We start from the raw sequence: 18991 nt of genomic DNA, 5'->3' as shown, positions 1-18991 counted from the left end.
ACGCGTAACAAAAAAGCCCGCTTTCGCGGGCTTTTTTGTTACGTGCAAGCGCGCTCCTACACAAGCCGCGGATCAGCCCGCCTTGCGCTCAAAATACGGCTTCTCGCCCGTGGCGTGGTCCGTGGCATCGCGCACCTCGGTCACTTCGGGAATGCGCTCGCGCAAGGTCTTTTCCACGCCATTCTTCAGCGTCACGTCGACCATGCCGCAGCCATGGCAGCCGCCACCGAAGCGGAGCACCACCACGCCCTCGGCCGTGACTTCCACCAGTGAGATGCGCCCGCCGTGGGAGGCGATACCGGGAGCAATCTCGGTCTCCAGCACGTATTTCACGCGCTCGACCACACCGGCACCCTCGCCCGGCGCCTCGCCCTTGATCCGCGGTGCGCGGATGTTGAGCTGGCTGCCCGTGGGGGTCATCTCGTAATCGATGCTGGCCGGATCGAGCCACGGCATGCTTTCGCTATCGACGTAGAGATTGAAGCCCTGGCACTCGATGGTCCACTCATCGCCCGTCAGCTCGGTGGTGGAACAGAACTCCAGCTCACACTGCGCCGCGGGGGTACCGGCCGAGACGACGCGCAGGCGCACGCCAAGGCCATCCTCACCCTGCTGGGCGATCAGGCGCTGGAAATGCGCCTGGGCGCGTTCCGTGATATCGATCATGGTGGCTCCGAAAGACATGCCCGGCGCGGGGATCGCCGGGAAACAAGACCATTTTAGTACGGTTTCGATCTGGGCGCGCCCTTTTGACAATTCAACCGCGACCATCGACCCTTCGCTCCTTTCTCCGGATGGATACGCCGCCATGTCGCTCTCGCCCCTCGCCACCCAGCATTGCCAGCCCCGCAAAGGCGCCGAGCACGCCCTCGACAGCAACACCATCCAGGGCTATCTGAAGGACCTGCCGGGCTGGGCAGTCACGGCTGACGGCAAGGCGATCGTGAAGGACTTCCCGTTCAAGGATTTCCACCACACGCTCGGCTTTATCAACGCGGTGGGCTTCATGGCGAACCAGGAAGACCACCACCCCGACCTCGAGGCTGGCTACGGCCATTGCCACATCCTGTGGTCCACCCACGATGTGGGCGGGCTGTCGCTGAACGACTTGATCTGCGCCGCGCGCGTCGAGGCCCTGCTCGACCGCTGACGTGCCCTCACGCCGCTACCGCGCGCTGGCACTGGCGATGGCCGCCCTGGCTGTCGCCACCTGCTTCCTGCTGCCCCTGTTGGCGGCCCGCGTGGTGCGCGGCGCGCTGGAACGTGGCAGCGCCCAGGACCGTGCCGCCTATGCAAGCGGCGCATCACCATGGTCGTGGCGATTTCGCGAGGCGGATGATCTCGTCGCCGGGAAGGTATTTGGTGATGCTGCGCTTAAATCCGGCGAACACGGGCTTATCGTGGCGCCAACGGGCAGCGGACGCGGCGAACTGGGCTTTCCGCTAAGCCGGCAGGCCGACCTGGCCCGCCTCAACCTGCTTCGCGTGGATGCGAGCGCGCCTGGCGGGCGATTCAGCGCTATCGCCCGGCCCACACTGGAAGCACCCCTGGTGCGCGCTGAACTTCCCGGTCTTTCCGCACCCATCCGGCTGGATCAGCTCACCTGGCGGGATGCGACAGGGGCGACGGTCCCGGCACCCCAGCGGGCAGCCATGCTCCGGCTTGGCTTCACCCTGCCGACGGGCGCCACCCTCACGCTTAGGGGGGCGAGCCTGGCCCGTGCCGGCGGCCCACCTCCCGAAACCGGCACGCCCATCCCCAACGGCTTGTCCGCAGAGGGCCTCCTTCATTGGCGCGACCAGCAGCGTGCGGTCGATCCGCTGGCGACCTTTGGCAGCGCACCCCCACCTGGCCCGGCACCCGCATGGCGACGCTGGGCCCCTGCCGCCGTTTACCTGGCGCTACTCGTTACCGGCGCCATGCGGTTGAGACGGCGCCGCGACGGCAGCCGGATCGACGACCTGGTAAACGCCGCGCTGGCGGTGGCCGGCCCACTCTGGCTCATCGCGGGCCTGGGGCTTGCGCCGCTGCCGGAGGCCAGTGCTGTCGCGATGTTCGCCGGGGGCATCATTTACGCCACCCTCCTCAGCTGGATTCGAGCGGTACCCCGCTGGCACTGGAAGGGCAGCTGGCGGATGGCCGGCTGGCCGCTCCTCGCCATCCCGGTCGCCCTCGGCATCGCCGCTGTTGCAGGACACACACCCGCCTGGCCGCCCGTCGGCCGCGCACTCCTCTATATAGGGTGGGCGTTTTTCCAGCAGTGGCTGATGCTGGCCGTGGTCGCCGGGCTACTGGCCCGGGCGTTGCCACGACCGGCGGCCGTCCTTCTGACGGCGCTGGCCTTCGCCTTGCTCCACACGCCCAACGGCCTGCTGATGCAGCTGTGCTTCGTGGCCGAACTGGGCTGGGCGTGGTGGTATTTGCACAACCGGTCGCTGCTGCCCGTGGCCGTGGCCCACGCGGCGGCGGCGGTCATCATGCAAGCCTGCATGGCGGGCGGCGTGCTTCGCAGCCTCGAGGTCAGCGCCCGGTTCCTGAGCTGATCCGCCACGTCCCGCTCCTACACGCGCTTAACTACGGAGATTGTCCAGGAACTGCTTGAGATCGTCGGGCAACGGCGCGGAAAAGTCGTAGTTCTTGCCATCGAGGTCGAAGCTCATGCGGGCCGCGTGCAGGAACATCCGCTTCAGCCCCTTGGCGCGCAGGCGCTTGTTCGCCTCCGGATCGCCGTACTTCGGGTCGCCGGCGAGCGGGTGGCCAATGTACTGGGCGTGGACGCGGATCTGATGGGTGCGGCCCGTGCCCAGGGTCGCGCGCATGAGGCGGCTGCCCGGGTACTGTTCCACTTCCTGGAAAAAGGTGAGCGACGGCTTGCCGGCGTCATCGACACGGACCATGCGCTCACCGCCATGCATCACGGACTTGAGCAGCGGCGCGTTCACATCGAACTTGGCCTTCCGCGGGGTACCCGTCATGAGGCAGAGGTACTGCTTCACCACCTGGTTATCGCGGATCAGGGCCTGGAGGCCGGTCAGGCCGGCCCGGCTCTTCGAAAAGACCAGGACACCACTGGTGTCGCGGTCGAGGCGGTGGACCAGCTCCAGGTGCTCGTTGGGGCGCGCGGCGCGCAGCAGCTCGATCGCACCATGGCTCACCCCGCTGCCACCATGGGCGGCAATGCCCACCGGCTTGTCGATGACCAGGAAGTGCTTGTCTTCAAAGATGACTGCATCCGTGACGGCCTTGACCATCCCGCTCGGAGCCACGCCTTCTTCTTTCTCCGCAATGCGAATGGGCGGAATACGCAGCATATCGCCGGCCGCCAGACGGGTATCCGGCTTGGCGCGCTTGCCGTTAATACGGACCTGGCCCGTTCTCAGGATGCGATAGACCAGGCTTTTAGGGACCCCTTTGCACAGGGTCATTAGCGCGTTATCTACACGCTGCCCGTCCCTCTCGGGGCCGATTTCGACCTGCCGCACACCTTGGCCGCCGTCGAGGGAAGTTGCCGTCTGCATTGATAAAACTCGAAATTGATAGGATACTCGGCGAGCGCCAGGCTCCGCTGAAGACTTATTCTCTCGCGGGGTGCCGGTTCCGTCACGTAAGGCGAGTGTCGCGCTATCCCATCCGAGGGGTTGGGAGGCGAAAGACACCCTATATCGTAACGGTTCGGGTTGCAGTTGTCCGGTTATCCGTAAGGAAACGGGCCGGTTGCAAGGCGCTTATTAACGAATCACGCCGGGACCAGGCATCGGCCCCGGATACCAAGCCGCTTAAAGCCTCATCGCAGCGGCGCGATCCCCGGCAGGCCGCCACACGGGCGCCACCGCGGCGCGCGGCCGCGCGGCAAGGCCGAGGAACCTACAATGAAGCGTATGTTGATCAACGCGACTCAGCGCGAAGAGTTGCGCGTGGCCATCGTCGATGGCCAGAACCTTTACGATCTCGACATCGAAATCCCGTCCCGGGAACAGAAAAAGGCCAATATTTACAAAGGCCGCATCACCCGCGTCGAACCCTCCCTTGAAGCCTGCTTCGTCGATTACGGCGCCGAGCGCCATGGCTTCCTGCCGCTGAAGGAAATCTCCCGCGATTACTTCAACCCCAACGCGGAAGGTAAATCGAATATCCGCGAGCTCCTGAAGGAAGGCCAGGAGATCATCGTCCAGGTCGAGAAGGAAGAACGCGGTAACAAGGGCGCCGCCCTCACCACGTTCATCAGCCTCGCCGGCCGTTACATGGTGCTGATGCCGAACAACCCGCGTGCGGGTGGTGTGTCGCGCCGTATCGAAGGCGAGGATCGCCAGGCATTGAAGGAAGCCCTCGAGCACCTCTCGGTGCCGGATGAGATGGGCCTGATCGTGCGTACCGCCGGCATGGGCCGCGACGCCGAAGAACTGCAGTGGGATCTGGATTACCTGCTCCAGCTGTGGAAATCGATTTCGGCGGCCGCCACCTCGCAGAAAGCGCCGTTCCTGATCTACCAGGAATCGAAGCTGTTCATCCGCGCGCTGCGCGACTACCTGCGTAACGATATTGGCGAGATCCTCATCGACGAGGAATCGCTGTTCAAGGACGCGCGCGATTTCGTCCAGCAGGTCATGCCGAACAACCTGCGCAAGCTCAAGCTGTACCAGGACGCCACCCCGCTCTTCTCGCGCTACCAGATCGAAACCCAGATCGAATCGATCTTCGAGCGCAATGTGCGCCTGCCCTCGGGCGGCTCCATCGTCATCGACCAGACCGAAGCCCTGACCGCCATCGACATCAACTCGTCGAAGGCCACCAAGGGCAGCGATATCGAAGAGACGGCGTTCAACACCAACCTTGAGGCCGCGACCGAGATTGCCCGCCAGTTGCGCATCCGCGACGCCGGCGGCCTCATCGTCATCGACTTCATCGACATGGACAGCCCGCGCCACCAGCGCGAGGTGGAAGAGCGCCTGAAGGACGCCCTCAAGGCCGACCGTGCCCGCGTCCAGATCGGCCGCATCAGCCGCTTCGGCCTACTTGAGATGTCGCGCCAGCGCCTGCGCCCGAGCCTGGGCGAGGCCACGCAGAATGTATGCCCGCGTTGCGAAGGCCACGGCCATATCCGCAGCGTGGAGTCGCTGGGCCTGTCGACCCTGCGCCTCATCGAAGAACACGCCATGAAGGAGAACACCGGGCAGGTCCTGGTGCAGGCGCCGCCGTCGGTCGCCAACTTCATGCTCAACGAAAAGCGCGCCAGCGTCGTTGAAATCGAGCTGCGCCACAGCGTGCACGTGGTGGTCGTGGCCGACGACAAGCTCGAGACGCCGCACCTCGAAATCACCCGCATCCGCGAAGCGGACATGGGTGAACACAGCAAGCCGAGCTACGAGCGCACCACCCCGGTGGTCGCCACCGCCCTGCCGAAGATGGGCCAGATGCTGGGCAGCGGCGAGCAGCCGCTGGTGACCGGTGTCGTCCCCTCCTCGCCAGCGCCCATCCGCGATGACGAGCCGGAATCCGTCGCTGCGCCGGCCCAGGCCGCGCGCAGCACCGCACCGGCAGCGCCGACGGGCGGCTTCTTCTCGCGCCTGTTCAGTGGCCTGTTCGGTGGCGGCGCCAAGCCGGCACCGGTCGTCGTGGCTGCCCCGGCACCCGCCTCGGGCCGTCGTGAGGAATCGCGTTCGGGCGGCCGTAACGATCGCAACGACCGCAACCGTCGTGACGAGCGTCGTGGCGAAGGCCGTGGCAAGGGCGAGCAGCGCCAGGGCCAGCGAAAGGACAAGGAAAAGGACAACGCCCAGGGCCGCCAGGGCCAGCAGCAGCCGAAGGCCAAGCAGGACAAGGGCCAGCAGCGCCAGGGCGAGGACAAGGCCGCACGCCAGAAGGACGGCCAGCAGGCCCAGGGTGGTCGCCAGGGCGGCCGCCAGGATCAGCAGGAAAAGAACCCCAACAACAACGAGAACCGCCGCCAGCAGCAGCCGCGCAACGAGCGCCAGCAGCAGGGTGAAAAGGCAGACAAGGCCGAGAAGGTCGAGAAGGCCGCCACCCCGCCCCAGGCTCAGCGCCCCCAGGCCGAGAAGCCGGCGGCACCGGTGGCCGCGCCGGTCACCGACGAAGCACTGCTGACGGCCCCGGCCACCGAGCTGCCTGCCAGCACGGGCGAAGCCGTCGAGGCGAACACCGCCGTAGGCGAAGCCAGCCGCGAAGCCGGCGAAGGCGGCCAGCGCCGTCGCCGCGGCCGTCGTGGCGGCCGTCGCCGCCGTCGCCAGGAAGATGGTGCCCAGGCGGGTGCCATCGAGGGCGGCATCGAAGGTGCCGATCTCGATGACGAGGATGGTGATGACGACATCGGTGCCGGTCGCGACAGCGCCACCGTGCCGCCCGTGCTCGCTAGCACCGAAGCGACCGCCAACGCCGTGAAGGCCGAAGCCCCGCGCGCCGAGGCCACGCGCCCGGTAGAGCCAGGCGATGAAGAGCACGTGCCTTCCGCGCTCACCCTGCCTTCGCTGCCGAAGCTGCCGCCCATCCCGGGCAATACCGCGTCGACCGCCCCGGCCGCCACGGCGCATGAGCCGGTCTCGCCGGCCGATTCGGTCGACGTTCGTACCAGCGAGCGCCGCCAGACCGAATCGGATGCGCCGCTGAAGACGGCCCCGGTCGCTTCCTCGCACACGCCGGTACCGGCCGCCGCCGCGCCTTCTGAGTCCGTGCTCGATGCACCGGCCCGTGGCATCGCGTCCGATGAACTGGCCGTTCCCGCGCCGACGATCGAGCCGGTGAAGGCCGAGGTTGCTCCGGCGGCTCCGGCAGATCCCGCTATCGAAACCACCGAAGCCACCGTACCGGCCGTCGAACCGGCAACCCCGTCCGTGGAAGCGGTAAAGCCCGCGGAGGCCCCGAAGGCTAACGGCATCGCGCCCGACGACGTCGCCACGGCCCCCACCGATGACGCCAGCGAATCGGCGAAGACGGCGGAAGCTGAAAAGCAGCCGGTAGCGGTCGCTCCCGCCGCTGCCGAGGCACCGAAGCCCGCCCAGACGCCAACACCGGCGGTTGTCACCACGCCAGTTGCCACGGCACCGGCACCGGCACCGGCACCGGCTGCAGTGTCGTCGGCCGAACCGGCCACGCCGAAATCGCCCGAAGCATCGAACGTCTCGCACGTTTCGCACGCGCCGGCTGCCCCGACGGACCAGCCCACCTGGACGCCGCCGACCCAGGGCGACCTGCTCACGCGGCCGCGTCACGAGCCGCACGACGGCCAGGCGTAAACACGAGGCAGCGAGGGGGCTGAAAGCCTTCCCGCTGTTCCTCGGGCAATAAAAAACGCCGGGCCAGCCCGGCGTTTTTTTTGTTTCCAGCCCAGGATGAACCGGGCTAATTCCCTACCTGGTGGTTATGCGTGTCCAGCAGGCCATGGACCGTCATGAGGTGCGCAAGCCCAACGACGTGATCCACATGCAGCTTTTCCATTAAACGTTGCTTGTACGTGGAAACCGTTTTAGGGCTCAGGTTCAGGCGCTCCCCGATGCTGGTGAGCGGCATGCCGCGCACGAGCATCATCGACACCTCCATCTCGCGGGTGGATAGCGAATCGAACGGCGAATCCGAACCATCCAGCGTGGCCAACGCAAGCTGCTGGGCGACGGTAGGCGCGAGGTAACGACGGCCGCCGGCCACCGAACGTACGGCCGTCAGGAGCTCATCCGCCGAGCAGCCCTTGGTCAGATAGCCCAGCGCACCCGCATCGAGCAGGCGCTTTGGGAAGCGGGCATCGTCGACCACCGTGAGGATGACGATATTCGTTCGTAGCTTCGCGCGGATAACGCGCTCGGTGAGCTCCACGCCACTCATGCCCGGCATGTGCACATCCACCAGGGCGATATCGGGCGACTGCGCACGGATGAGGCGCAGGCCCTCCTCCGCGGTACCGGCCTCTCCCCTGATCCGGAGGTCAGCCTGCTGCTGCAGGATCATCCGGAAGCCGGTCCTGACCAGTTCATGGTCATCGACCAAAACAACACTAATCATTCATTGCCCTCCCTGGGCCGACTGTACTTCTTTGCGCGCTTTCGGCGCGCGGCCTGCGAATACATACAATGCCAGATGTGCAGGCGTGACAACCAGCGCACCTCTATGATTGAGCGCGGCCTGATGGCGCTGTAGCGGCGTTCGCCGCTCCCTGCGAGGTGACACCTCCCGATGTTCGTGTCATCGTCCGGCTCTAAAGCCTGTAGGCATTGGAAGCATCATGGATGATCGAACGTTCCTGCTCGGCAAGCTTGCCGCGCTCGAGTCCGCACTGGAAGCGGCTATATCGACCCACCCCGAACCGGGCATGCTCACGCTCGCCCTTTGCGAGGCCATGGCCAGGCACCCGTCTGCCGGGCATACCCCTGATGTACGGGCATTTGCCGAAGGATGGCTGGCGATCGTGACACCTTTATTGACCGCGCAGGCGATTACGCCCCGCCCTGCCGCGATCACATCGCATGAGCGCCGTCGCCACTGACGCAGCTTGAGAGCGTTCTCATTCGTTTCCCTCAAGCAACGCGTGCGCGTGCGCCTTCTTCGCTGCACGCACCGCAGCGCCGTGTCGCAGGAGCACGATACCCGCGAGGATAAGGATGGCGGGCCACAACTGGCCACCTGTCGCCCGGGCCAGAAGCTTGCCGGCGGCCATGGCGCCAATGGTGCTCGCGTGGCTGGTGGTGGCTGCCATGACCGCACTCCCCGTCGTACTACGTGGCACCCAGCGTCACCGCGACGGCATGGGGCCGATGTGAAACTCGCGGCTACGCAACCTTCGCACGCATCGGCGAACAGCGACCGTGCTTTTTCGATCCCCGCCGGGCCGCGCCCATCCCAGCCAATCGCCGTTTCGTCGGTTAGCCCGCCACCTTCCCATACCGCACTGGAAGACTCCGGCTACCCGTCCAACCAGCGATACGCGAGGGAATCATGGCACTCAGCAACGTTACCCGGCTCGCCCTGCTCGTCGTACCCCTGTGCACCCTCGTGGTGACACCCGCCGCGGCCGACCAGGGCCGCGCAAGAAGCGACATGGGCTTGTATGTAAGGCAATGCGCCAAGGCCTATGAATGCAGCGGCACGTACCTCGTCGCGCAGTCCGGGCACATCATTTACCAGGGCACGGTGGGCAGGGTATCCGCCACCCGCCGCACGCGCCTGACGATCGACTCGGCGTATGACATCGGCTCCATCAGCAAGCAATTCACTGCTGCGGCGATCGTCAGGCTTGCAGAACAACACAGGCTTGGCCTCGATGACCCGGTCGCGACACACCTGCCCGGTTTTCCGTATCCGCAGGTGACGATTCGCCAGTTGCTCAACCAGACCTCGGGCGTGCCCGATGTCATGCCCCACTACACGCAGATGATCCTCGACGGCAGCGCCAGGGCCCCTGTCGACCTGGACGACATCGTGGAGGTGCTGAAGGCCGAAAAGCTGCCGCTCACCTCGGCACCCGGCACTGCGTTCGCCTACAGCAATACCGGCTACACGTTGCTTGGCAAGCTCGTCGCCACGGTTTCGGGCAAGCCCTACGCGGACTACCTTCGCGACGAGTTCTTCATCCCGCTTGGTATGCAACACACGTGGGTAAGGACACCCGCCATGGAATCACGCGATGGGGTCGATCGCGCCTACGGCATGCGTGTCACGCGCAACGGGTCCATCAAGCCGTTCGACCAGGTGCCTGGGCTGTATGTCTACGGCGCGGGCGGTATCTACGCCACAGCGGGCGACCTGCTGCTTTGGACGGATGCCCTCCAGCACGGAAAAGTCATGTCGCCCGAGCATTGGCGGCAAGCGACCACGCCTGTGACGCTGGCGGATGGCTCGATAAGCCCGTACGGCTTTGGACTGAGCCTGAAACCAACCTACCTGGGTGCCGCTGCCGTGGCCCACGGCGGCCATTGGCGCGGATTCAAAAGCGACCTCACCTATCTGCCCGGCAGCGATGCCACGATCATCATCCTCACGAACAACGGCGAGGATGAGGAGGTCGAACGGGCGCGCGATGCCTTTGAAGGGATCCTGCGCAAGGATGGCTAGCGGCGGCAAAACCGGCCGATAACGCCATAAAACAAAACCCCGGCCAATGGCCGGGGTTTTGTAGAAATATGGAGCGGGAAACGAGACGTTTACTAGAGCAGTAAGTCGTTGTTTCCCAAACACTTTCTTCGCTTAGGTGGTCAGCGAAGACCTCAATTGTAGCCTTATTTTTCGTCCTCGGCAACAAGGATCATCCAAAGAGCACCACTAGCGGCCAAGGACACGTACCCAGCACATCAGACGCGCCCTCAGTCCGCGACGGACCAAGGTTCGCTGGCTGACCCTCTTCTCCCGCTTCAAGACCACGACGCAGGCCAGCCAGATGCCTCCGATGTCGGCGCAGTCCGCATGTCGCCTTGAAGCGGCAACCGCGAAGCGTCGAGCACACGTCCGCCATGTAGTCAGTTCACCATGAAAGAGCGCGCACCCTAGCCATCGGGCCTATGCGCGCGATTCTTTATCGGTATATCAGGATGCCTGGGTGGGTATGACAGGGGTGGTTTCGCTGCGTTTAACGGGACGGTAGACGACAACAGCCATGCCACTGCGCCTTGTGACACCGCTGGCATATAAGGCCATACCGAGACAGTTTTGCAGAAGCCGCAACTTATTACGACGCTGATAGCGTGAGCGTCACTGTCGAGCCTCTATCCCGATGCTCGACCTTCTAGCGGTCGATGAATTTTTACACATTGGGCACATGACGGCTACCAGTAGAACGAACTGGTGAGAGGTGCTCAAGCCTCATGACGAACCGGGCCTCGGGGTTCGCTTCCTGCACAGACAACTGCCCGACCACGGGGTCGGCGATAAAGGAGTCGGCCATGTAGTTCTTCTCCTGGAAGGAGACGGAGCATGCACGAGAACAAGAATGATGCACCAACATCAAAGGTGTTCTATCGCCCGATTGAAGCGTCCATCCGTTGGGCTGGGCTGCTGAGGTACGAGCCTGTGATCCTGGCCTCGATTTCATCTCCCAGGAATCTGCCAGAGTCGTTGGACTGCCCACGCTGGGGCGAACTGCGGCTGTACACCGAACGCATCTACGACGGCATCCTCAATGGTGAGCTGCCCTTCGGGGAGAACGGCATCACGACACGCGATATCGCATTGATCGAGTCCCCTGATCTGACGGTTCGCCATGTCGATCTGAAGCGCTGGATGCGCCAGCACTACCCCGAGCAACGTCCTGGCTTCCTGTTCTCGCGCAGCGAGCGCATCGCCCATCCTGTCATCTCGCTAGAAACGGGGCAAGCCATGTTGGTCGAACGACTCGCCCTTAAATCTGCCTTGGGTCTGTACAAGCGTCAACTGCAAGAATTGCAGGAGAAGCACGATGCTCTTCTCAAGCAGTCCACGGCGATCCCCGCGTGCGCTCAATGCCCCATCAGCGACCGGGCCGAAGCTACCTATCTGAACATCATCGGAGGGATGCTGGACCTGATGCTCGGCCAATCTCCATCTGGCATGCCGTACTCCAGCTTCAAGACCCAGGAAGCCGTTGTCAGCGCACTAGTTGCTCATCACGGCGGCGCCATGGGTATCGCGGAGCGGACGTTGAACGGCAAGTTCGCCACAGCAAGGCGCCGGCTGCGTAGCGCATCCCTCTGAATTTTTTCCAGCTTGTATGTGCAGTCGCGGAGATTGCATTTGCAATGTCTTTCCGCAGCCATGTCTATTGAATGGAGGTCACGCCAACAAACGCCACTGAGCGTTCAGGAGTGACCGCCATGTCGCAAACACCTGTACTGCCACCGAACGAGCGCCGCATCCTGCGCCTAGAAGAAGTCGAAGCGAAATCCGGCTTCAAACGCGCTCACATCTACAACCTGATGAAGAAACGCCAGTTCCCCCAGGCGCTGCGTCTGGGGGTGCGCGCAGTGGGTTGGGACTCCATCGAGATCGATCAGTGGATCGCCGAGCGCGTCAACAACCGGGCCTGACCCGTTCTCCCGCGGACTTCCCATCCTCACACGGAGAACGCCATGCAGGTCGTATCCATCATTTCAACCAAAGGTGGCGTCGGCAAAACCACCACGGCCGCGAACCTCGGCGGGCTTGCCGCGGACGCGGGGCTGCGTGTGCTGCTACTCGACCTCGACGTGCAGCCCACCTTGTCCTCGTACTACGAGCTAGGCCAACGCGCACCTGGTGGCATCTACGAGTTGCTGGCCTTCAACGAGCGCGACCTCGGGCTGCTTATTTCCCGCACGATCATCGCTGGCCTGGACTTGGTGCTCTCCAACGACCACCGAGGCGAGCTGAACACCTTGCTGCTGCACGCGCCAGATGGGCGCCTGCGGTTGCGCCATCTCTTGCCGGTCTTGGCACCTCTCTATGACCTGGTGCTGATCGACACCCAAGGCGCGCGCTCGGTGCTGCTGGAGATGGCGGTGCTCGCTTCCGACCTCGCGCTATCGCCCGTGACCCCGGAAATCCTCGCGGCGCGCGAGCTGCGGCGCGGCACCATGCAGTTGCTCGAAGACATTGCGCCGTACCGGCACCTGGGCATCGAGCCTCCACCACTGCATCTGCTCATCAATCGCGTCCATCCTGTGTCCGCCAATGCACGGCTGATCCAGCAGGCCCTGCGCGATCTTTTCCAGGACCACGCGGGCATCCGCGTGCTGTCCACCGACGTGCCGGCCATCGAGGCGTATCCGCGTGCAGCTACGCGCGGACTGCCGGTGCATCGGGTCGAATACCGCCAGCCGCCGGGCAGAGTCGCCCCCGCCGCGCTCGACACCATGCGCGGCCTCGCAGACGAACTGTTCCCGCAATGGCAGCACCGATTTGCCATGGTGTCCGGCCGTCCGCCACACCCTCTTGATACCGGGAGGCCTCATGGCGAACGCACATGAGCTTGCCCGAGGCCATAAGCGGCTTCGCGCCCTGATCGAGTTCGCGGTTAGCGAAGGGTGGCACGTCAAACGCACGCCGGGCGGCCACCTCAAATTCACCAAGGCTGGCTGCGCCGCGATCTACACCAGCTCGACCGCCAGCGACCACCGGGCGACCCTCAACGCCCGTGCGCAAATCCGCCGCGCCGAGCGCGAGGCCCGATCCCAAGCACAGGGAGGCGGCCATGGCTGAGATCACCTCCCAGCAGATGGCCGGCAAGCTGCTCGCGGCCGGATTCGAGCGCAACGGCCCGTCAGCCTCGGCCTTGAGCGACCCGATCGCCGACACCCCCATGGTCGTGACCCTGGATCAGTTGCGTCCCTACGACCACGATCCCAGGAAAAAACGCAACCCGGCCTACGAGGAAATCAAGGCGTCCATCCGTGAGCGCGGCCTGGACGCGGCGCCGGCCATCACTCGCCGACCAGGTGACGATCACTACATCATCCGCAACGGCGGAAATACGCGGCTGGCGATCCTGCGCGAACTATGGTCGGAGACCAAGGACGAGCGATTCTTCCGTATATCGTGCCTGTTCCGGCCTTGGCCCAGCCGCGGCGAAGTCGTCATGTTGACCGGCCACCTGGCCGAGAACGAATTGCGCGGGGGCCTCACGTTCATCGAGCGCGCCCTCGGCGTCGAGAAGGCGCGCGAGTTCTACGAGCAAGAAAGCGGCGCCACCTTGAGCCAGTCCGAGCTGGCCCGCCGCCTCGCTGCCGATGGCTTCCCGGTCCAACAGTCGCACATCAGCCGCATGAACGACGCGGTGCGCTACCTCCTGCCCGCGATCCCCACCGTGCTCTATGGCGGCCTCGGTCGCCATCAGGTCGAACGCCTGTCGGTCATGCGCAAAGCCTGCATGCTCGCGTGGGAGCGCTACGCCAAGGGCCGCTCACTGGTTCAGGACTTCGACGAGTTTTTCCAGGACGTGCTGTCGCAATTCGACGTCCAGGCCGACGAGTTCTCCGCGCAGCGCGTACAGGACGAGCTGATCGGCCAGATGGCCGAGTTGCTGGGTGTCGATTACGACGTGCTCGCCCTGGACATGACCGAATCCGAGAGCCGGCAGCGCGCCTTGGTCAGCGACCCAACACCGCCCTCGACGCCGCCTGCATTGCCGGAGCCGGGAACCATCGCGCGCCCACCTGCCAACACCGCGCCACCCACCGCAGGGGCTGCATCGGCAGCGCCGCCTGCGGGCCGACCTGCGGCAACGACCGCGACGCACGAGAGCGACGCGGATGCCAGCCAGGCGGGTGCGGCCAGCCCTGCGGCGGGGAGCGATCTGCTTCGGGAGCACATCGTCTCGCCGGCACCGACGACCGAACGGCTCCAGTCCATCCAGCGCATGGTCGCCGACCAGTTGGGTGATGCGCTGCCGCCCGACTTCTCGGCGAGCGTCTTGCAGTCCATCCCCGTGCAGGCCGGCGGGCTCTATCCGATATCCGATGTCTGGTACATCGATCCCGGCCTGGATACACCCGAGCGCTTGCGCATCCACATCGCACAGTTCGCCCGCGAAATCGCGGGCGAGGCAGACCTGGAAGAGTTCATTGATGACCGTGCAGACGGTATCGGTTTCGCCTGCCGGGCCCGCACCCAAAGCCCGGCGCCGCTGGGCCGTGCCGTCCTCGCGCTGTTGGCGTGCCTGGCCGGTCAGCGGCTCGCCGACGTCGGCCTGCATGACGGGCAAGTCGTCATCGACCTGCCGACGCTGCTGCACGGCCAGGGTGATGCGGCCCAGCGATTGAGCGACACCGCGCTGGTCAAGCTGTTCCGGCTGGTGCGGCTGGCCCGGCGCCTGCTCGACCTGGAAGCCGGCGCTGCGGACCTTGGAACGTGAGCGAGGAAGGCCAACATGTCCGCACCACACCCACTCAACCAGGCCGTGATCGCCCAAGCCCTCTATGACCTGCGCAATGGGCAACTGCGTCGTTGCAAACTGATGGGGTTTGGCGAGGAAGAACTGGACGCCCTCAAGCATCCCGCGCTGATTAGTGTGCTGGCCAACGCCAACGTCTCCTGGTGCTCGGTGACGGTCAACCGCGAAGTGCTCCGGCGGCTGCTCAAGCAGGCGCAGGACGTGGAGAAGGAAATCGCCACGGTCGATCGCATGCTCAGGCTGGGCGCGAGCACCGAGATGGTCAGTCGGTTCTATGGCTTGACCCACCAGGAGGTGGCGCTTCGCCGCGAAATCCTCGGCCTGCCGAAGCGGAAGGGCCGCCACCCCGTGCTGGACGAGAAACAGGACACGGAGCTGTGGCGGCAATGGAAGGCCGTGACCGGCAGTAGGAATGTCGATCTCGAAGACGAAACCTCCATCCTCGACGCCTCCATGGACTTGGCCGAAGGCATGTCGCTGCCTCTGTCGGTGGTCTGGGCCTCGATCAAGAGCTGGGTCGATCAGGGACTGGGTTGAGCCATGGCCGTGGACGACACCGCACCACGCCGTGGCCCCGTCGCACTCGGGGATCTGTTCGATGCTGCCCTGAAAGACCTCGCGCCCAAGCCCAGCCCCAGTGCGCCAGCACCCATGCCTACGCCGACGCCCGCCACGTCAGGCGATGCCTTCCTCTTCAGCGGCAACCGGCACGAGACCGTGCCGCGGCGGCTGTTCCTCGACCGTCGCCTGACGCCGCTGGAGCGCAACGCCTGGCAGGTGTTCCGGCTGATGCTCAACGACGACGGCGTGACAGCCTTCCCGACGTATGAGCAGCTTCGACCCTGGCTGGCGTCGATGCCCTGCGCCGGGCAGGCCTCGCATGAAACCGTGGCCCGAGCGTTGACGCTGTTGCGCCTCACCCGATGGTTGAGCCTGGTACGGCGACGGCGTGACCCCAAGACCGGCCGCATCCTCGGCAACCTCTACGTTCTGCACGATGAACCACTGACGCCCTTCGAGGCCATGCAGCTCGACGCCGACTACCTGGCACTGGTCAGCCAGTCCCTCGACCATTCGGCCAAGGCTGTCCAGATGGTCGGCCTGAACACCCTCAAGGAGATCGCGGAAGATCCGATGCTCTCCGGACGCACACTGCCGTCTCGGCTACAGGTCCTGGCCGAACGCCTCGCCAGCCAAGGCATCACGGCCGCCGAAAGTTATCCACAGGAGGATGCCGCCCACGATTCCGAAGAAGGAGCATCGAGCCTTCTTCGGAATGCGGACGACCCGTCTTCGGAATCCGAAGCAGGGGCGAAACCCGCGCCAGACGCCTCTCTTCGGAATCCGAAGCAGGCCCGTACAGTACGTAGTAGTCGTATTAATGAAGTACGTACTACCGCGCAGGCGCGCGCGCTGGGCGATCTGCAATGGCCCAAGCGCTTCACGGAACTGAAGGCAGAGCAGCAGACAGGTGCCAGGGTGGCATTGCAGCAGGTCGATGCCGCGCTGAGACAGGCCGTGCTGGACGACTGGGCCACACGATGCAGCAGTCATGGCATCCGCAATCCTGCGGGGTATCTGTTCGGCATCATCCAGCGCGCCATCCATGGCGAGTTCAATGCCTGGGCCAAGAAAGACGCGCCATCGGCATCCGTCCCGCCAAACGAGCGGCCACCACCAGCACCGCCACCTCAGCCGCAGGGTAAGCCAGTGCCGCCAGAAGTCGCCAAGCAGCACATCGAGCGGCTACGCAATCTGCTCGCCAGCAAGTGAGCCGGCATGCAAGGCGGTGAAGTAGATGCCCATGGCCACCAATAGAGCTATCCCCTGGGGATAGTTCCGCCGCTGGGCACAACGCCAAGCTGTCGCAGGCCTGGGATCGACCATCTGCCGCAGCATCGGTGTTGTCCCCCCTGATCCCGGCGTGCAGCGTTCGTTGGCGCTCCATGGAGCTATCCCCTGGGGATAGCTCGCGCCGCATGCAACCGCCGCGCCCTAAACCGGGGCCCGCCGGGATTCGGATTCTTGACTGACTGCCTTCCGCTTCCTGCCGAAGCTGGCCGCTCCTTTTCCAACAACGAGCGGACACCATGGCAACCAATGAACCTCTGCAACTGAATCTCGGCTCCCTGCGCAGCGCGATGTCGCTGACCCTGCACACCCATCACGCTTCCCGCATCTGGCACGGCCGCGCCGCCGCCGAGGGGCGACCGGGCATCGTCGGCCTGAACGGCTACATCGCCCAGATGAACAAGATGCGGCGGGGCTCGGAGCAGGACGACCCGTACTCGGACTGGTGGATGCTGCGCATCGAGGACAAGCTTGACCAGACCAAGGTCACGCTGCAATCGCTGCGCGAGCAGGTGGACCAGGCGCTGGCGAGCGTGCCACCGGCGCTCAGCCTGGGCGAAAACCTCAACGTGCAGCCGGTCAAGCTCCCGCTCTTCGTCAACGCGCAGCTCGGCTTTGCCGCGGTCTATCTCCTGGCCGACTACGACGACATCGCCCGCAAGCTGATCCTCGCCCACCACACCGCGCTCATCGACCGTAGCACCTTGGAACGCTGGCTCAACGAGGGCGCGCACGCGCTGCGCAGCCTGTTCTCGCTGGCCCAGCAGTATCGCTACTCGGGCTGCACCCGCGACGATTTCGCGGCGAAGAACGCCGCTGCGCGAGTCGCGCTGGAGAAGTACGGCGAACTGCCGCAGGAGGTGCTGGAGGGGACACGCCGCTCGAAGTTTGCGCCACCCGTCGTGCGCCGTGGCCTGCAACAGCGCGGCGACGGTCCTGCCACAGCGCCTCCGCCCAGCGACGAAGCCGCCACCGCAGAGCCGCCCGAAGCGTCAGCCGGCGAGGACGAGCCCGCATGAACGATCTGAACCAACCGACCCGCTACTTCCGGGGCCTGCAACAGGGTGCCTTCATGAGGCTAGAACACGCGGCCTCTCTAAAAGGCCTTTTAAAGCCTTTTAAGGGTAAAGGGGACTTCGAGGCCTGGGCCAGCCAGTGCTTCGCCATGCGCGACGAACTGATCGGTTTGGCGCAGCGGCAGGTGCTGGAGCAGGCATGCGGGCACCCCTTCCACCTGCTGCCCATCGAACTGGCCCAACAGACCACTGGCGCAGGAACCGTCTTCTTGCGCTGGCGCAGACACGACAGGTCGGCCATGGGCGTGGCGCTGTGGCGGGAGCTGATCGCCAGCAGCAGCACGCCCGTCAACCTGCTGGCCGACCTGCACGCGATCGAACTGCAGCGCATCACGTTGAACATGCAGATCAGCCTGCTGCACACCCTGGGCAGGCAGGCGCAGGAATGCGCCAGCAAGGCCGCCGAGGCGGACGACGCCTACCTGCGCCGGCTCACGTCCGTTCCTGCCGCAATGCGCGATCGGTGATTGCGCCGGGCATCCCAGCACGCGCCCGGCGCCGACGAGGCACGGGTATTTCAACCACCACGGAGATCACACCATGAGCACGCATTTTTCTGGCGAAGGCAACATCGGCTCGCCACCGGAGTACCGCGAATTCCCCAACGGCAATGACGAACCCAGCCGCTTGCTGCGCCTGAACGTCTATTTCGACAACCCCGTGCCCAAGAAGGATGGCACCTTCGAGGACCGCGGCGGCTTCTGGGCGCCGGTGGAAATCTGGCACCGCGACGCCGAGCACTGGAAGGACCTGTACCAGAAAGGCATGCGCGTGCTGGTCATCGGCCGCATGGAGCGCGAGCCTTGGACGGACAACGAGGATCAGCCGCGCGAAACCTGGCAAATCAATGCGCGCAGCGTCGGCATCCTGCCGTACCGCATCGAGTCCGTGGCCCTCAGTCCGAAGCCGCAGGAGGCAGAACCGAAGCCCCAGGCCGCTCAAGAATCGACCGCGCCGAAGGAGGCGAAGCGCAGGAAGTGAACCGGCATGGAGGGCGGCGGCCGCAATGCTTCGCTGCCCTCCATGCGCCCCGCAAGCTATCCCCAGGGGATAGCTCCATCAACGTCCATCGACTTCCACGCGCTCCCGCAAATCGCGGCTCCTGGTCCGCACACCTGCGGCCACGCGCCATCCCCGCCCAAGCCATTCCGTCCCGTGAAAGCGGTCGCCGGCGCATGCGGCTTGTTTGCTGCTGCCCCAGGTGGCGCTCGGCATCCTCGATTCCAGC

The 18991-nt window shown here is 65.1% G+C and carries 19 protein-coding genes; 15 read left to right on the top strand and 4 right to left on the bottom strand.

The window, feature by feature from the left end; genetic code table 11:
• Positions 1-72 precede the first annotated feature (72 nt).
• Complete coding sequence (locus L2Y97_RS07715) at positions 73-666, bottom strand: NfuA family Fe-S biogenesis protein (RefSeq protein WP_247435008.1); 594 nt, start codon at positions 664-666, stop codon at positions 73-75.
• 142 nt (positions 667-808) lie between these two features.
• On the opposite strand from L2Y97_RS07715, the gene L2Y97_RS07710 reads away from it, so the two are divergent.
• Together L2Y97_RS07710 and L2Y97_RS07705 are read left to right on the top strand one after the other, a co-directional pair.
• The gene (locus L2Y97_RS07710) at positions 809-1150 is read left to right on the top strand and encodes a 4a-hydroxytetrahydrobiopterin dehydratase (RefSeq protein WP_247435005.1); all 342 of its coding nucleotides are present in this window, start codon (positions 809-811) and stop codon (positions 1148-1150) included.
• Between the two features lies 1 nt (position 1151).
• Entirely contained in the window at positions 1152-2543 is a 1392-nt protein-coding gene (locus tag L2Y97_RS07705) for a CPBP family glutamic-type intramembrane protease (protein ID WP_247435003.1), read from the top strand.
• Between the two features lie 27 nt (positions 2544-2570).
• On the opposite strand, the gene L2Y97_RS07700 is transcribed toward L2Y97_RS07705, so the two are convergent.
• Positions 2571-3518 (bottom strand): RluA family pseudouridine synthase, encoded by a 948-nt coding sequence (locus L2Y97_RS07700; protein WP_256452080.1) that lies wholly within the window; start codon positions 3516-3518, stop codon positions 2571-2573.
• A gap of 360 nt (positions 3519-3878) precedes the next feature.
• Here L2Y97_RS07700 and rne point away from each other — a divergent pair, with 360 nt between their 5' ends.
• The gene (gene rne / locus L2Y97_RS07695; RefSeq protein WP_425492852.1) at positions 3879-7247 is read left to right on the top strand and encodes a ribonuclease E; all 3369 of its coding nucleotides are present in this window, start codon (positions 3879-3881) and stop codon (positions 7245-7247) included.
• Positions 7248-7353: 106 nt separating this feature from the next.
• On the opposite strand, the gene L2Y97_RS07690 is transcribed toward rne, so the two are convergent.
• Positions 7354-8007 carry a response regulator gene (locus L2Y97_RS07690; RefSeq protein ID WP_247434994.1) on the bottom strand — a complete coding sequence of 218 codons (654 nt, stop codon included), beginning with the start codon at positions 8005-8007 and terminating at the stop codon, positions 7354-7356.
• A 220-nt stretch (positions 8008-8227) separates the two neighbouring features.
• Here L2Y97_RS07690 and L2Y97_RS07685 point away from each other — a divergent pair, with 220 nt between their 5' ends.
• Positions 8228-8488, top strand: a complete 261-nt coding sequence (locus L2Y97_RS07685) for a hypothetical protein (RefSeq protein WP_247434991.1) — start codon at positions 8228-8230, stop codon at positions 8486-8488.
• Positions 8489-8506: 18 nt separating this feature from the next.
• Here the strand turns inward: L2Y97_RS07685 and L2Y97_RS07680 are convergent, their stop codons facing one another.
• Positions 8507-8698 (bottom strand): hypothetical protein, encoded by a 192-nt coding sequence (locus tag L2Y97_RS07680; protein WP_247434989.1) that lies wholly within the window; start codon positions 8696-8698, stop codon positions 8507-8509.
• A 239-nt stretch (positions 8699-8937) separates the two neighbouring features.
• On the opposite strand from L2Y97_RS07680, the gene L2Y97_RS07675 reads away from it, so the two are divergent.
• From L2Y97_RS07675 to L2Y97_RS07625, 11 genes are all read left to right on the top strand, one after another.
• The gene (locus L2Y97_RS07675; protein ID WP_247434986.1) at positions 8938-10053 is read left to right on the top strand and encodes a serine hydrolase domain-containing protein; all 1116 of its coding nucleotides are present in this window, start codon (positions 8938-8940) and stop codon (positions 10051-10053) included.
• A gap of 855 nt (positions 10054-10908) precedes the next feature.
• Positions 10909-11664, top strand: a complete 756-nt coding sequence (locus L2Y97_RS07670) for a hypothetical protein (RefSeq protein ID WP_247434983.1) — start codon at positions 10909-10911, stop codon at positions 11662-11664.
• A gap of 119 nt (positions 11665-11783) precedes the next feature.
• Positions 11784-11996, top strand: a complete 213-nt coding sequence (locus tag L2Y97_RS07665) for an AlpA family transcriptional regulator (protein WP_011347600.1) — start codon at positions 11784-11786, stop codon at positions 11994-11996.
• Positions 11997-12038: 42 nt separating this feature from the next.
• A complete protein-coding gene (locus tag L2Y97_RS07660; RefSeq protein WP_247434980.1) occupies positions 12039-12914 on the top strand; it encodes a ParA family protein in 876 nt (291 codons plus the stop codon).
• Entirely contained in the window at positions 12898-13146 is a 249-nt protein-coding gene (locus L2Y97_RS07655; protein WP_242558360.1) for a type II toxin-antitoxin system HicA family toxin, read from the top strand. The genes L2Y97_RS07660 and L2Y97_RS07655 overlap by 17 nt, the downstream gene beginning before the upstream one ends.
• Complete coding sequence (locus L2Y97_RS07650) at positions 13139-14797, top strand: ParB family protein (protein ID WP_247434977.1); 1659 nt, start codon at positions 13139-13141, stop codon at positions 14795-14797. Before L2Y97_RS07655 ends, L2Y97_RS07650 begins: the two co-directional genes overlap by 8 nt.
• Before the next feature lie 15 nt (positions 14798-14812).
• Positions 14813-15373, top strand: a complete 561-nt coding sequence (locus L2Y97_RS07645) for a DUF2857 domain-containing protein (protein ID WP_029044111.1) — start codon at positions 14813-14815, stop codon at positions 15371-15373.
• A 3-nt stretch (positions 15374-15376) separates the two neighbouring features.
• Positions 15377-16609, top strand: coding sequence for an STY4528 family pathogenicity island replication protein (locus L2Y97_RS07640; protein WP_247434975.1), 1233 nt, complete (start codon positions 15377-15379; stop codon positions 16607-16609).
• A 317-nt stretch (positions 16610-16926) separates the two neighbouring features.
• Complete coding sequence (locus L2Y97_RS07635) at positions 16927-17706, top strand: PFL_4669 family integrating conjugative element protein (protein WP_028690963.1); 780 nt, start codon at positions 16927-16929, stop codon at positions 17704-17706.
• Entirely contained in the window at positions 17703-18230 is a 528-nt protein-coding gene (locus L2Y97_RS07630; RefSeq protein WP_242558359.1) for a DUF3158 family protein, read from the top strand. Before L2Y97_RS07635 ends, L2Y97_RS07630 begins: the two co-directional genes overlap by 4 nt.
• 73 nt (positions 18231-18303) lie before the next feature.
• Entirely contained in the window at positions 18304-18744 is a 441-nt protein-coding gene (locus L2Y97_RS07625; protein ID WP_028690961.1) for a single-stranded DNA-binding protein, read from the top strand.
• Positions 18745-18991: the final 247 nt, after the last annotated feature.

The organism is Luteibacter aegosomatissinici, assembly GCF_023078495.1.
GTDB classification, from domain to species: Bacteria; Pseudomonadota; Gammaproteobacteria; order Xanthomonadales; family Rhodanobacteraceae; genus Luteibacter; species Luteibacter aegosomatissinici.
The sequence above is the reverse complement of the archived record's forward strand: the minus strand, read 5'-3'. Positions and strand labels throughout refer to the sequence as shown.

Coding starts and splice junctions, on each gene's coding strand:
- L2Y97_RS07715 (WP_247435008.1), bottom strand. CDS start 666: ATGATCGATATCACGGAACGCGCCCAGGCGCATTTCCAGCGCCTGATC.
- L2Y97_RS07710 (WP_247435005.1), top strand. CDS start 809: ATGTCGCTCTCGCCCCTCGCCACCCAGCATTGCCAGCCCCGCAAAGGC.
- L2Y97_RS07700 (WP_256452080.1), bottom strand. CDS start 3,518: ATGCAGACGGCAACTTCCCTCGACGGCGGCCAAGGTGTGCGGCAGGTC.
- rne (WP_425492852.1), top strand. CDS start 3,879: ATGTTGATCAACGCGACTCAGCGCGAAGAGTTGCGCGTGGCCATCGTC.
- L2Y97_RS07690 (WP_247434994.1), bottom strand. CDS start 8,007: ATGATTAGTGTTGTTTTGGTCGATGACCATGAACTGGTCAGGACCGGC.
- L2Y97_RS07685 (WP_247434991.1), top strand. CDS start 8,228: ATGGATGATCGAACGTTCCTGCTCGGCAAGCTTGCCGCGCTCGAGTCC.
- L2Y97_RS07680 (WP_247434989.1), bottom strand. CDS start 8,698: ATGGCAGCCACCACCAGCCACGCGAGCACCATTGGCGCCATGGCCGCC.
- L2Y97_RS07675 (WP_247434986.1), top strand. CDS start 8,938: ATGGCACTCAGCAACGTTACCCGGCTCGCCCTGCTCGTCGTACCCCTG.
- L2Y97_RS07670 (WP_247434983.1), top strand. CDS start 10,909: ATGCACGAGAACAAGAATGATGCACCAACATCAAAGGTGTTCTATCGC.
- L2Y97_RS07665 (WP_011347600.1), top strand. CDS start 11,784: ATGTCGCAAACACCTGTACTGCCACCGAACGAGCGCCGCATCCTGCGC.
- L2Y97_RS07660 (WP_247434980.1), top strand. CDS start 12,039: ATGCAGGTCGTATCCATCATTTCAACCAAAGGTGGCGTCGGCAAAACC.
- L2Y97_RS07655 (WP_242558360.1), top strand. CDS start 12,898: ATGGCGAACGCACATGAGCTTGCCCGAGGCCATAAGCGGCTTCGCGCC.
- L2Y97_RS07650 (WP_247434977.1), top strand. CDS start 13,139: ATGGCTGAGATCACCTCCCAGCAGATGGCCGGCAAGCTGCTCGCGGCC.
- L2Y97_RS07645 (WP_029044111.1), top strand. CDS start 14,813: ATGTCCGCACCACACCCACTCAACCAGGCCGTGATCGCCCAAGCCCTC.
- L2Y97_RS07640 (WP_247434975.1), top strand. CDS start 15,377: ATGGCCGTGGACGACACCGCACCACGCCGTGGCCCCGTCGCACTCGGG.
- L2Y97_RS07635 (WP_028690963.1), top strand. CDS start 16,927: ATGGCAACCAATGAACCTCTGCAACTGAATCTCGGCTCCCTGCGCAGC.
- L2Y97_RS07630 (WP_242558359.1), top strand. CDS start 17,703: ATGAACGATCTGAACCAACCGACCCGCTACTTCCGGGGCCTGCAACAG.
- L2Y97_RS07625 (WP_028690961.1), top strand. CDS start 18,304: ATGAGCACGCATTTTTCTGGCGAAGGCAACATCGGCTCGCCACCGGAG.